Below are 12661 nucleotides of genomic sequence, written 5' to 3' on the forward strand. Positions count from 1 at the left end.
TGTGCTGATAATTTATACACCTTATTTCCAGAGCGGCGCCATGAAGAATAGAAAGCTAAACTGATCAATTATATCTGCCACCCTTCTTTTTATGAATCATCAGTTCAAAATATGGGTATTTATTAAATAAATATTGGGTGGTAATTTAAAAAAGTTCAATTAGAATCCAAAAATTCAACAAGGACATAACCTGAGGGGAAGCATCGTTTTGGCGATGTTTACTTAAGAAAAATTAGCTTGAGGAACGCTCATGCAGATCGGAATCCCAACCGAAACTGTCGTCGGTGAAAATCGTGTCGCTGCAACGCCAGAGACAGTAAAGAAGTTGATCAACGCGGGTCATAGCGTGGTTATTGAACGTGGTGCAGGCTTAAAAGCTGCCTATATCGATAGCGCCTATGAGCACGTGGGTGCCAAAATTACAGATGATGCCTATACCGGCAGTCAAATGATTTTGAAAGTTCGCGCGCCGAAAGGTGAAGAAATTCAAAAACTTGCTCCTAACTCTACCGTAGTGGCAATGTTTGACCCATACCGCAATACTGAACTTGACCAATTTGCTGCACAGCAGGTGTCTGCATTTGCTCTGGAATTATTGCCACGGACCCTGTCCCGTGCGCAAAACATGGATGTGCTGTCCTCACAAGCCAACCTGGCCGGTTATAAATCGGTATTGCTGGCTGCAGCTGAATACCAGCGTATGTTCCCGATGCTGATGACCGCAGCAGGGACAGTCAAACCTGCCCGTGTCGTGATCATGGGGGTGGGGGTTGCCGGTTTGCAAGCGATTGCGACCGCAAAACGTCTGGGTGCGGTGGTAGAAGCCACTGACCTGCGTCCAACTGCCAAAGATCAGGTTGAATCTCTGGGCGGGAAATGGCTAGACGTGCCGATGTCTGAAGAAGAACAGCAAAAAGCTGCTGATGCTGCTAAAAACGGCTATGGCTGGATGCCGGGCGAACAGTACATCAAAGATCAGGCCATCATTGTCGATAAAGCTGTTTCCAATGCTGACATCGTGATTACCACAGCGCTGTTACCAGGTCGTGATGCACCACGTTTAATCAAGGCAGAAACTGTGGCCAAGATGAAACCGGGTTCAGTCATTCTGGATATGGCGGTAGAAACGGGCGGTAACGTTGAAGGCTCTCAATGCGGTGAAACCGTGGTGACTGACAACGGCGTGAAAATTCTCGGTATTCCGAATATTCCATCAACGGTCTCTACTGAAGCATCGGCGCTGTATGCACGTAATGTGCTGAATTTTGTGGAAACCCTTTTTGATAGTGAAAAGAATTTTGCCATCAGTCAGGACGATGAAATTCAAAAAGCCCTACTGGTTACGCACGGCGGCCAAGTGCTGTTGAAACGAGGTTAAGGAGAACAGTCATGGTTGAAACAATTACAATTTTTGTCCTGGCCATTTTCGTAGGTTACTACGTGGTTTGGGGGGTTACACCTGCATTGCATACGCCACTGATGGCGGTAACCAATGCGCTGTCTTCGATCATTATCGTGGGGGCGATGATTCAAACGGTCGGCTTGCCTGTGTTAGGTGTGGATGCCAATGTGCAGTTCCAGAGCATTAACGTGGTGAGCGTACTTGGTGCGATTGCAGTATTCCTGGCCAGTATTAATATTTTCGGTGGCTTCGCAGTGACTGCGCGTATGCTGGAAATGTTTAAACCAAAACAAAAGAAAAAAGAGGGCTAATTGATGGAATTTATTCGAGACTATGCGGATTGGTTCTACCTGATTGGGGCTGTCCTCTTTATTTTAACTTTACGAGGCCTGTCTGGGCCAAAAACGGCGATTGCTGGTAACCGTTACGGCATGATCGCCATGGCGATTGCCGTATTGACTACCTTCTTTGTGGCGGATCATCCGGTTATCTGGATGATTGTGGGGGCGATGATTCTGGGTGCCATTGTCGGGATTGCCCGTGCGCGTACCGTACCGATGACGCAAATGCCAGAAACCGTAGCACTGATGCACTCACTGGTCGGTCTGGCAGCGGTGTTAATTGCAATTGCAGCGATTATTCATAACAACAAGCTGGTTGAACTGGGTCCAGAGCTGTTGGCAGCCAATGGCGTCAGCTTCCATGAAATGAGCAAAGTGCATTTGTTTGAATTGTTCGTGGGCTGTTTTGTTGGTGCGATTACCTTTACTGCATCGGTATTTGCTTACGGTAAACTGGCAGCGAAAAAATGGGCCAAGACCATTTCGGGTGGCTGGGTTAAACCGGTTCAGGCACTGATTTTCATTGCCATGCTGGGCTTTGGGATTCACTTCTTCTTAAGCGGTAGCATGACCTCGTTCTGGGCCATGACCGCACTGGCTTTAGCCTTTGGCTGGGTCTGGATTGCCCCAGTCGGTGGTGGCGACATGCCGGTGGTGGTATCACTGCTCAACTCCTTCTCGGGCTGGGCGGCAGCAGGGATTGGTTTTACCTTGGAAAACAACATGCTGATTGTGGCGGGTTCACTGGTTGGTTCATCAGGTGCAATTCTGTCGTACATCATGTGTAAAGCCATGAACCGTTCAATCATCAACGTTTTGTTTGGTGGTGCGATGGGTGGGGCGGCAGCGCCTACCGCAGGTGCGGGTGAGCAGGTACAGCGTAACTACCGTTCAGGTTCTGCAGATGATGCTGGCTTCTTAATGTCCAATGCGGACAGCGTGGTGATTGTGCCGGGTTATGGTATGGCACAAGGCCGTGCGCAAAATGCGGTGAAAGAACTGGCCAACTTGCTGAAAGAGCAGGGTGTAACGGTGCGTTTTGCGATTCACCCGGTGGCGGGTCGTATGCCAGGTCACATGAACGTCTTGCTTGCTGAAGCCGACGTGCCGTATGAAGACATTCTGGAAATGGACGAGATTAACTCGGACTTCCCGGCAACGGATGTGGTATTGGTGATAGGTGCCAACGACGTAGTCAACCCGGCAGCCAAAGACGATCCAAACTCGCCAATTTACGGTATGCCAATTCTGGAAGCACATAAAGCACGTACCATTATGGTGATCAAGCGCTCAATGGCGACTGGTTATGCAGGTCTGGACAATGACCTGTTCTATAACGACAAGACTATGATGGTCTTCGGTGATGCCAAGAAAGTGGTTGAAGACATGACCAAAGCGATTAACGGTACGGGTCACTAAGACGTCCGATACCCGCGTTCAAAATCCCCCTCGATTGAGGGGGATTTTTTATATCTGTGACTAAATAGAATCTTTTATTACATACGATTCAATCTTTGGGTTGGGGGGAGATCGAGAAGCACTGCCGAGAGGTTTAAGTTCAGCTATTGGGAAGTGGAAAAATCAGTCGGTGTCTGGATTCAGCTGTGACCAGCTCTTATTTTGACCCAATAAAAAAGCGACCTTCAGGTCGCTTTTTGGGAAATCTTAGTTTACAGATTCAGGTGCTGTACGCCATAAGCTTTCTAGGTCGTAGAACTTACGGGCAGTTGGAAGCATGACATGTACCACCACGATACCCAGATCAATCAAGATCCATTCAGCATCGCGTTCACCTTCCATACCAATCGGGCGGAAGCCTGCTTTACGTGCTTCTTCAGCAACGTTATCAGCAAGAGATTTAACATGACGGGTTGAGGTGCCGCTAGCAATCACAATAGCATCTGCAACATTGCTGATGCTGCTAACATCAAGCTCAACAATTTCTTTGGCTTTTACATCTTCAAGGGCATCGCGCACAACTTGCAGGCAAGCGTGTACGTCATTGTTTGGGGAAGTCATTGCGAGATCGTGAGAATTAGAAGCGCCGGGCGATGGTTCCAAATTCATAAAGGGTATAATTTCCTGACAATTATTCATTGTCTAATATAGCGGCTTTGAGCCTAAATTTCAAATCTATGACAGTGCCGAATTATTGATATTCGGCAAAGTATTTGTTTTTCCACGCAAAGGAATTTGCTGAATCTTTGCTCGGTCGATATTCCGCCGCCACATAGCCTGCATAGTTACTGTGTTTGAGCCAGTCAAACACTTCCGCAAAGGCAATATCGCCGGTATCCGGTTCATGACGACCCGGGCAGTCGGCAAACTGGATATGGCCAATCTGTTGGATATTCTCGATCAGTCCTTCCAGTACGTTTTCACCCATCATGGCCATGTGATAGCAGTCATACTGCATTTTTAGCGCCGGATGTTGCACCGCTTCAAGCATCTCTTGGGCCTGGGCAATGTTCTGTACTAAAAAGCGCGGCATGTCGGTGCCATTAATCATTTCCATTACCGGCTGGATCTGCTGGCTGCTAAGCATATGGCTGGCCATTTTCAGGTTCTCGGCCAGTGTTCTGAGGCAAGGCAGCAGATCGGCATCCTGGGGCTGTTTACCAGCCAGAATATTGACACTTGGCACTTTGAGTGCAACCGCGTATTCAATGGCCTGTTCAACGGCATGACGAAACTCGATTTCCTTGCCCGGCACACCGGCCAGCCCGTTGCCGCCTTGCATTAAATCTCCGGCCGGAACATTAATCAGGCACAGCGTCAGTTCATGCAAGGTTAGCTGGCTTTGAATCTGCGCAATGCTCAGTTCATACGGAAACTGGATTTCAACATGCTGGAAGCCGTGTTGTCTGGCCAGTGCAAAGCGCTCAAGTAGCGGCACTTCAGTAAAAATCATAGAAAGATTTACGGCAAGTTTCGTCATAAACAATGTCCTGCATTCCCTGTGCAAAGGGTGAAATTAAGTGGTCTGTTCCACCTGTTGAATGACCGTGGATAAATCTGCTTCCGCAAAGCCTTTGGCCTGATGCGCTTGCAGTTGTTGCAAAGCCTGCTGTGCCACCGGAATATTCAGCTGATAATGCGCAGCCAGGGTCAGGGCATTGTTCAGGTCTTTGGACAGGGTCTGGACTTTCCACTGCACCGGTTCAAAGCTATGACTGGCCATGCGCGGGGTTAGAATCTGAAACGGTTTGGAGTCAGCAAATCCACCGGCCAGTGCGGGTGCCAGTAAAGTGGTGTCTACCCCAGCTTGAGCTGCAAGCGCGACAGCTTCGGCAATCAGGGTACTGTTGGCCGCGACAATCAGTTGGTTGCAGATTTTGGTGGCCTGTCCGGTGCCACTGGCGCCCATACGGGTCACGCGCTGTGAGAGCACATTATAAATCAGGGTCAGTTTTTCAATGGTGGCGGCATCACCGCCGGCAAAGATCACCAGGGTGCCTTGTTCTGCGCCCGCTGTGCCGCCCGACACTGGTGAATCAATCCACTTCACCTGCTGACGGGCTGCCTGTTCAGCCAGTGTCAGGGTTTTATCCACAGACAGGCTGGAGAAATCCACAATCACTTGCTTGGCCTGTAAATGCGGCTGAATCTGCTCAAAAACGGCTTGGACTGCATTGTCATCGGCCAGGCAGCTTAAAATTACCGGATATTGACCAATCTTTTCTAGGGCCAGTGCTTCAGCACCCATGTCCAGCAGTTCCTCACAGGCAGCAGCAGTGCGGTTCCAGACCGCGACCCGAAAACCGGCATGAATCAGACGTGCTGCCATGCGTGTGCCCATTAAGCCCATACCCAGAAAGGCGATGGGCGTATTGCGATCAAAACTCATGCTTCTCTTCCCGATCTTGATGCTCTGTGCTTAGTTAAATTGACGCGGTAAAAAACTGGTGTCAGGTTGCTTGTCTTTTTTACGCGCCAGTTGACTGTTTTTGCCAAGCAGTAATTTCAGCTGCCAGATTTTTTCCAGACGTAAGGATTTTTGTGGATTATGTTCCATGGCATCTAGCACCTGTTTGGCCGCAGCCAGCGCATCCGGAGAACGCTGCGCCAGTTCCTGCGCCAGAATCTGGGCATGATCCAGTGGTGTGTCACTTAGGTGGGTGACTAAGCCAATTTCTTTGGCATATTGTGCTTCAAAAATGCGGGCAGTGAGGGTCAGTTCTTTGGCCAGGTCCAGGCCAATCAGGCCTTTTAAAGAGCGGCTCAGACCCATATCCGGTACCAGCCCCCAGCGGCTTTCCATAATTGACATCTGGGTTTTAGGATGGGCAATACGAATATCTGCTGCCAGTGCCAGTTGCATCCCCGCTCCAAAACAGTAACCTTCAATCGCAGCAATCACAGGGACGGGCAATTCCTGCCAGATCAGAAAGGCTTTTTGAAACAGGCTCTGGCCGGGTTTGAGTAATTCCCAGGCGGCAAAGGCACGATTTTGCGGATTGTTTAAATCGGCCAGATCAATACCGGCACTAAACACTTCGGCTTCACCAGTCAGAATGACGCAGCGCAAGCTACGGTCTTTTTTTAGCTGCCGGGCAGTTTTGACCAGCTGTTTTAATAATGCAAAGCTCATGGCATTGCGTTTTTCCGGGCGATTCAGTCGCACAATGGCAATGCCGTTATTTTTTTCTACCTGTACTATGGTCATGGTCTAAACTCTTATTTTTCCTCTGTTGAGCATAGCATGCAGATACGCATGATACATGACAGGGCAGTCACATCCATCTTTCAACACCCTGACTTTAGTCGAGTCAGACTACTGCGTGTGCTTGTTTAGAATCTGCTCGGCGGCATGTTCAACCTGAGCAATCACGGCTTGTAATTCATCAAAGCGTCTTAGCACTTCCTGAATAAAGGCATCATCGGCTTTACGGCGTTCTTTACGTAAGGTCGAAACAAACTGCTCAAAAGAACCGGTGGCTTCCTGCAGGCTTGGGGTGCCGACATAACGGGTGGCGCCATACAGGCGATGCAGCACATGCTCCAGTTGCGGGAAATCTTCCAGTTCAATCAGCTGCTGCATTTCATGCAGTTCGGTGGCAAAGCTGTCGAGCAGCATACGCAGCAGATCCAGTGCCAGATCTTCCTTGTTGGCGGCCAGCATCAGGCTTTGCTGCCAGTCAAGAACCAGCGGATCAAGCGCTTCAATCACCACGGCTTTTTCCACTGCCGGTACCTTGTTAAAGTTTTCAGTGGTCCAGTGGGTCAGAATCTGGATGATCTGTTCAATCTGGATTGGCTTGGTGACGTAATCATCCATGCCGACCTTCAGCAGATTCTGTTTTTCATCGGCCAGCGCATGCGCGGTCAGGGCGATAATTGGCAGGCGTTTATGCTTGTCGAGGGTGGACTCCAGCGAGCGGATGGCGCGGGTGGTATCAATCCCGGACATCACCGGCATCTGAATATCCATAAACACCAGATCAAACGGTTTGGCATCCTGTTCAATCCGTTCTTGCAGGATATTCAGGGCTTCCTGACCGCTCAGCGCTTTGGTGGTGGTGACATTCAGTTCACCTAACAAGGCTTCTAAAACAATCAGGTTTGGCAAGTGGTCATCTACCGCCAGCACATGCAGCCCCTGTCCATCAAAGACTTCGGTGCCTGTATCTTCAAACGGATTTTCATTGTTCAGTAACTGAATCAGCGCGCCACGGCTTAAAGGCTGATACAGCGGGCGGGTGCGATATTCATTCAGCATGCTTAGATCAAGCGCCATCTGGTAGCCGTAAATGGCCAGATTGCCCTGATAGCGGCTGCGAATTTCTTTCAGTAAGGCTTCGGTGTCACCGCTATGATCGACAATTAACCAGGTGTCTTCTTCCGGTGTAGACAGGTGATTGAGTCGGCTGAATAAGTCCAGAATCGAAGTGGTTTCGGTATGCTGGACCTGATAATTTTCCAGATAGTGACGCAGCACATTGGCGGTTGCCGGATGCGCCAGATAGGACACCACATGCTTGTTGGCAAAGCGTGGGTGCACAATAATTTCATCCTCATCAATGCTGAATACGGCAGTAAACCAGAAGGTCGAGCCTTTTTCAGTCGGTGCGCGTTCCTGGTTGTCTTCAAAGCCAATCTGGCCCTGCATTAAATGTACCAGCTGCTTGGAAATCGCCAGACCCAGACCGGTCCCGCCAAACTGACGGGTCACAGAAGCATCGCCTTGCGAGAAGGATTCAAACAGTTTTTTCCGGTCGGTGCCGCTTAAACCAATACCGCTGTCCTGCACGCTAAAATGAATCATGCTCTGACCGATATCTTCATGTTCAATGCGCGCACGTACAATAATTTCACCATCCGGGGTGAATTTAATGGCATTGGAAATCAGGTTGGTCAGCACCTGCTTAAAGCGCAGGGCATCGCCAATCACATGCTTTGGCACGTTGTCAGCATAATAAAAGGCCATCGCAATCTGCTTCTGCGCGGCCAGCGGCGACAGCATGTCCATTACATCATAAATGGCTTCTTCCAGATCAAAAGGTGCGGTTTCCAGTTCCAGTTTGCCGGCATCAATTTTCGAGAAATCCAGTACATCGTTAATCAGCGCCAGCAGATGCGCCGAGGATTTGCGAATGGTTTGCAGATACAGGTTCTGCTCATTGCTGAGATTACCCTGGCGCAGTAATAAATGGATAAAGCCATCAATACTGTTCAGCGGAGTACGTAATTCATGGCTGATATTGGCCAGGAAGACCGATTTGGACTGGTTGGCTGAAATCGCCTGGTCACGTGCCTGACGGTAAGTAATGTTCTGGACTTCCAAGGTATCTAGGGTGCGGCGCAAGTCATCTTCGGTCTGTTCGGTATGTTCTTTTAGTTCCAGAAAGCTGAAATGCAGACGCTTGACCACATTGGCAATATCACGCTGCAATAAACGCAGCTCGCCGGTACTGTTAATTACCATGTGCTGATCTAGCGTGTCGGCATTCAGGCGTTGCAGTTGCATACGGATTTCGTACATTGGCGCAATCCAGCGGCGCGAATAGAAATTTAGACACAGCAACAGAAGCATCAGGGTCAGCAGGCCGGTGGTAATCAGCACGGTCATGACCCGATAACGGGCAATTTCCAGGGGTTGATTGTCTAGTTCGATTAGCAGCCAGGCATACTGGCTCTGGCTTTCATCAATACGTAAACCATAGACATGGCTGTCTTTATGCTGAATGGGGCCAAAGAAGGCGGCATCGCGCGGAAAACTGGGCCAGCCGGCCTGATCTTGATAGCCCATACTCAGGCGACTACGGCCTTGGGAATCAATAATGGCAGTCCGAAGTAAATGCTTTTCATTGAGCAGGTTTTGCATATAGCTGCGCGCCTGCTCATATTGCCAGGGAAAGGTGTTGAGCTGCTGCAAGGCCACTTCAGACAGCATTTCATAGCGGGTTAAAATCGCAATCGCCATCTGCTTTTGCTGGGCGCGCGCTGCATTCGAGGTTTCGGTCAGAACCAGCCCTGCACCGACTGCCGCCAGCACCATAATGGGCACAAATATCAGGGCAATCAGTTGCCCATAAGCATGATTTAAATGTAGGCGCTTAAATAACTTTTTATTGATATTTGACATGGTTAAAGCAGTTTATTCGTTCTGCCGAGCAGTTTAGCACGCTTTATTTTAAAACTGACTGTGCTTTAAGCACTTTCACGAAAAAGCTGGTGAAAAGAGTGCAGGCGGGTGGTTTTTTTCATACAATATGCGCACCTAGAGAAAGGTGCAAATAATGAGTAATACCACCCCTGATTTCCAAGCCGATGAATTTCTATTAGATCATTATGTGGGCAAAACGCCATTGGTACGCTTGCAGCGTCTTGCAAGTCATACCCAAGCCACGGTGTTGGCCAAATTGGAAGGCAACAATCCGGCAGGTTCAGTCAAAGACCGCCCAGCGTATAACATGATTATGCAGGCGGAAAAGCGCGGTCAGATCAAACCGGGTGATACCTTGATTGAAGCCACCAGCGGAAATACGGGGATTGCACTGGCCATGGTGGCTGCCATGCGTGGTTATCAGATGAAGCTGATCATGCCGAACAACATGAGTCAGGAACGTAAAGATGCCATGCGTGCCTATGGTGCCGAACTGATTGAAGTGACCAAAGAACAGGGCATGGAAGGAGCGCGTGATCTGGCCCTGCAAATGCAGGCCGAAGGTAAAGGTCTGGTACTGAACCAGTTTGGTAATCCGGACAATGTCGAAGCGCATTACCTGACCACCGGGCCGGAAATCTGGCAGCAAACTGGCGGTAAAATTACCCACTTTGTCAGCTCGATGGGGACCACCGGTACCATTATGGGTGTATCCAAATACCTGAAAGAAATGAATCCGGATATTCAGATTGTTGGGTTACAGCCTTCAGATGGTTCCAGCATTGCCGGTATTCGCCGCTGGCCGGAAGAATATTTACCGACCATTTTTGATCGTAGTCGTGTCGACCGGATTATTGATATTCCACAAATTGAAGCCGAGCGGACCATGCGTAAACTGGCGCAAAAAGAAGGCATCAGTGCCGGAACGTCATCGGGTGGTGCAGTCTGGGCTTCGCTGAAACTGGCAGAAGAAAACCCGGATGCGGTGATTGTCTGCATTATCTGCGACCGGGGTGACCGTTATTTATCAACCGGTTTATTTTCCGTTCAAGATCCTGAATAAACCGCCGTCAAGCTGTAGAGAAAATTATGCGTCTACCTGTGTTGGTATTTGATATTGAAACATGGACCGACCTGAAGTCGGGGGCGCATCTGTATGGTCTGGATTTGCCTGAGGCAGATCTGGAGCAGGCGCTGATGAAGCTGCGCCGTCAGGAATCGGGCATGGATTTTCAGCGTTTGCCGCTGCATGAAATTGTCTGTATTTCCGGTCTGTGGATTGATGAAACCGGCTTAATGACCCTGTTTTCTTTTAGCCGGGAACAGTATACCGAAGCCGAAATCCTGAAAAAATTTCTGTCGATTTTTGACAAGCGTCATCCGACTCTGGTGAGCTGGAACGGTTCGCAGTTTGATTTGCCGGTGATTTTATATCGTGCCATGTATCATGGCCTGTCTGCGCCAAGTCTGTTTGATCAGGGCGAAATTGACACGCAAAAGCGCTATAATAACTACCAGAACCGCTATCATCAGCGGCATATTGACTTGATGGATGTGATGGCCATGTTTAATGGCCGGAATTTCCAGAAACTGGATGATATGGCGCATCTGCTGGGTTTTCCGGGTAAACGCGGTGAAGCCGGTTATCATGTGCCGGAATATATCCGCGCCGGTGAATGGCTCAAACTCACCAGCTATTGTGAAGGTGATGTGCTGAATACCTGGCTGATCTATCTGCGCTGGCTCTTGCTGAAAGGGCAGTTGCAGCTGGATGATCATCGCCTGTGGGTTCAGACCACCATCCAGTATTTATCCAGCCTGCCACAGCATGGCGAGTTCCTCGCAGCCTGGCGCCAGAATGCACAAGCCACATACTTTACTGCTGCAGACTTCCCATCTTCCACACTTTAGGTGCTCATGAAACATCGTCCATCCGCTCGTCCAGCTCAACCCCTGATCCATACCTTTCAGGTTGAGTCGCTGTCCCATGAAGGGCGCGGGATTGCACACTATGGTTCACAGCCTGAACATCCGCAGGATAAACACGGCAAGAAGGTGTTTATTCAGGGTGCCTTGCCGGGTGAAACAGTCAAAGCACGGATTCATCATGTCACCAAACGGTTAGAAGAAGCCGACTGTATCGAACTGTTATCTGCACCTGCCGAGATGCGGGTCGAGCCGCCGTGTCCGTATTTTGGTGTCTGTGGCGGCTGCAATATGCAGCATATCCAGCTGGATGAGCAGATTCGTTTAAAACAGGATGTACTCAAGTCGCACCTGCAGCATTTTGCCGGCATTCAACCGGATGAATGGCTGACACCGTTACGTTCAACCCGGGAGGATTATCGCCGCCGTGCCCGGATCGGGGTGCGTTATTTCCCGAATAAAGACAAACTGGTGGTCGGTTTCCGGGAACGCCAGAGCAACCGGCTGACCTCAATTGACCGCTGTCTGATTCTAGATCGTGAACTCGGTTCAATCACCCGCTTGAAACAACTACTCCAAAGTCTAAAAGGCAAAGCCGACATTGGTCATGTAGAATTGGCAATGGGTGACACGGAAATTGCCCTGTTGGTCCGGCATACGGAAAAATTATCTGAGTCAGATGTCAACCAACTGCTCAAATTTGCGTTACAGAAACAATGGCAACTGTATCTGCAGCCTGCGGGACCAGACAGTGTGCAACGTGTAGATCAACCCGATCAGGCCATGCGTCTGCATTATGCACTGCCGGAATTTGAGCTGAAATTTGCTTTTCATCCACTGGATTTTACCCAGGTAAATTCCACCGTGAATCCGCAAATGGTCAAGCTGGCATGTGATTTGCTTCAGTTGCAGGCAGGTGAGCGTGTGCTGGATCTGTTTTGTGGATTAGGCAATTTCTCTTTACCTTTGGCGCGCTGTGTCGGCGAAAGTGGTACGGTGGTTGGCGTGGAAGGTTCAGATGAAATGGTGCATCGTGGTGCGGAAAATGCCCAGATGAACGGGTTAACTCAGGTGAAATTCTTTTCACAAGATTTAACAAAAGATTTTTCGCATCATTCTTGGGCAAATCAAGGATTTGATGCATTATTGATTGACCCTCCGCGCTCCGGTGCCGAGGAAGTCATGCATTATGTGCCCAAATTTGGTGCGGCAAGAATCGTTTATGTGTCATGTAATCCGGCTACACTTGCAAGGGATGCGGGGATGCTGGTGCAACAGGGCTATCGTTTAAGCAAAGCCGGGGTGATGGATATGTTTAGCCATACCGGTCATGTAGAATCGATTGCCTTATTTGAGCAAGAAAAATCAATAAACGATTTATAGAAA

General features: G+C 49.4%; 11 protein-coding genes. 6 read left to right on the forward strand and 5 right to left on the reverse strand.

The window, feature by feature from the left end:
• Positions 1-250 precede the first annotated feature (250 nt).
• From FTT63_RS08770 to FTT63_RS08780, 3 genes are read left to right on the forward strand one after another with little or no spacing between them, the layout of a single operon-like run.
• Positions 251-1378, forward strand: coding sequence for a Re/Si-specific NAD(P)(+) transhydrogenase subunit alpha (locus tag FTT63_RS08770; protein WP_005180102.1), 1128 nt, complete (start codon positions 251-253; stop codon positions 1376-1378).
• 11 nt (positions 1379-1389) lie between these two features.
• The gene (locus FTT63_RS08775; RefSeq protein ID WP_005180100.1) at positions 1390-1713 is read left to right on the forward strand and encodes a proton-translocating transhydrogenase family protein; all 324 of its coding nucleotides are present in this window, start codon (positions 1390-1392) and stop codon (positions 1711-1713) included.
• Between the two features lie 3 nt (positions 1714-1716).
• Positions 1717-3162 (forward strand): NAD(P)(+) transhydrogenase (Re/Si-specific) subunit beta, encoded by a 1446-nt coding sequence (locus FTT63_RS08780; RefSeq protein WP_005180098.1) that lies wholly within the window; start codon positions 1717-1719, stop codon positions 3160-3162.
• Between the two features lie 246 nt (positions 3163-3408).
• Here the strand turns inward: FTT63_RS08780 and rsfS are convergent, their stop codons facing one another.
• From rsfS to FTT63_RS08805, 5 genes are all read right to left on the reverse strand, one after another.
• On the reverse strand, positions 3409-3810 hold the full coding sequence (gene rsfS / locus FTT63_RS08785; RefSeq protein ID WP_005180097.1) for a ribosome silencing factor: 402 nt from the start codon (positions 3808-3810) through the stop codon (positions 3409-3411).
• Between the two features lie 82 nt (positions 3811-3892).
• Positions 3893-4681 (reverse strand): hydroxypyruvate isomerase family protein, encoded by a 789-nt coding sequence (locus FTT63_RS08790; protein ID WP_127799676.1) that lies wholly within the window; start codon positions 4679-4681, stop codon positions 3893-3895.
• Between the two features lie 36 nt (positions 4682-4717).
• Positions 4718-5590, reverse strand: coding sequence for an NAD(P)-dependent oxidoreductase (locus tag FTT63_RS08795; protein ID WP_005180090.1), 873 nt, complete (start codon positions 5588-5590; stop codon positions 4718-4720).
• A 30-nt stretch (positions 5591-5620) separates the two neighbouring features.
• Positions 5621-6409 carry a crotonase/enoyl-CoA hydratase family protein gene (locus FTT63_RS08800; protein WP_016658615.1) on the reverse strand — a complete coding sequence of 263 codons (789 nt, stop codon included), beginning with the start codon at positions 6407-6409 and terminating at the stop codon, positions 5621-5623.
• 108 nt (positions 6410-6517) lie between these two features.
• Positions 6518-9328 carry an ATP-binding protein gene (locus tag FTT63_RS08805; protein ID WP_005180081.1) on the reverse strand — a complete coding sequence of 937 codons (2811 nt, stop codon included), beginning with the start codon at positions 9326-9328 and terminating at the stop codon, positions 6518-6520.
• Positions 9329-9482: 154 nt separating this feature from the next.
• Between FTT63_RS08805 and cysM the strand changes: the two genes are divergently transcribed.
• Genes cysM through rlmD form a run of 3 tightly spaced genes read left to right on the forward strand, consistent with a single transcriptional unit; the run spans position 9483 to position 12658 of the window.
• The gene (cysM, locus tag FTT63_RS08810; RefSeq protein ID WP_005180080.1) at positions 9483-10412 is read left to right on the forward strand and encodes a cysteine synthase CysM; all 930 of its coding nucleotides are present in this window, start codon (positions 9483-9485) and stop codon (positions 10410-10412) included.
• 26 nt (positions 10413-10438) lie between these two features.
• Positions 10439-11260, forward strand: a complete 822-nt coding sequence (locus FTT63_RS08815) for a 3'-5' exonuclease (protein ID WP_005180079.1) — start codon at positions 10439-10441, stop codon at positions 11258-11260.
• A gap of 6 nt (positions 11261-11266) precedes the next feature.
• Positions 11267-12658, forward strand: coding sequence for a 23S rRNA (uracil(1939)-C(5))-methyltransferase RlmD (gene rlmD, locus FTT63_RS08820; RefSeq protein WP_163141224.1), 1392 nt, complete (start codon positions 11267-11269; stop codon positions 12656-12658).
• The last annotated feature ends 3 nt before the right edge of the window (positions 12659-12661 follow it).

It is taken from the genome of Acinetobacter sp. C15, assembly GCF_013420645.1.
Lineage (GTDB): Bacteria > Pseudomonadota > Gammaproteobacteria > Pseudomonadales > Moraxellaceae > Acinetobacter > Acinetobacter indicus.

What these genes read in the sequence shown, in the direction of transcription:
- FTT63_RS08770 (WP_005180102.1), top strand. Translation starts at nt 251, where the DNA reads ATGCAGATCGGAATCCCAACCGAAACTGTCGTCGGTGAAAATCGTGTC.
- FTT63_RS08780 (WP_005180098.1), top strand. Translation starts at nt 1,717, where the DNA reads ATGGAATTTATTCGAGACTATGCGGATTGGTTCTACCTGATTGGGGCT.
- FTT63_RS08775 (WP_005180100.1), top strand. Translation starts at nt 1,390, where the DNA reads ATGGTTGAAACAATTACAATTTTTGTCCTGGCCATTTTCGTAGGTTAC.
- FTT63_RS08790 (WP_127799676.1), bottom strand. Translation starts at nt 4,681, where the DNA reads ATGACGAAACTTGCCGTAAATCTTTCTATGATTTTTACTGAAGTGCCG.
- cysM (WP_005180080.1), top strand. Translation starts at nt 9,483, where the DNA reads ATGAGTAATACCACCCCTGATTTCCAAGCCGATGAATTTCTATTAGAT.
- rsfS (WP_005180097.1), bottom strand. Translation starts at nt 3,810, where the DNA reads ATGAATTTGGAACCATCGCCCGGCGCTTCTAATTCTCACGATCTCGCA.
- FTT63_RS08800 (WP_016658615.1), bottom strand. Translation starts at nt 6,409, where the DNA reads ATGACCATAGTACAGGTAGAAAAAAATAACGGCATTGCCATTGTGCGA.
- FTT63_RS08805 (WP_005180081.1), bottom strand. Translation starts at nt 9,328, where the DNA reads ATGTCAAATATCAATAAAAAGTTATTTAAGCGCCTACATTTAAATCAT.
- FTT63_RS08815 (WP_005180079.1), top strand. Translation starts at nt 10,439, where the DNA reads ATGCGTCTACCTGTGTTGGTATTTGATATTGAAACATGGACCGACCTG.
- rlmD (WP_163141224.1), top strand. Translation starts at nt 11,267, where the DNA reads ATGAAACATCGTCCATCCGCTCGTCCAGCTCAACCCCTGATCCATACC.
- FTT63_RS08795 (WP_005180090.1), bottom strand. Translation starts at nt 5,590, where the DNA reads ATGAGTTTTGATCGCAATACGCCCATCGCCTTTCTGGGTATGGGCTTA.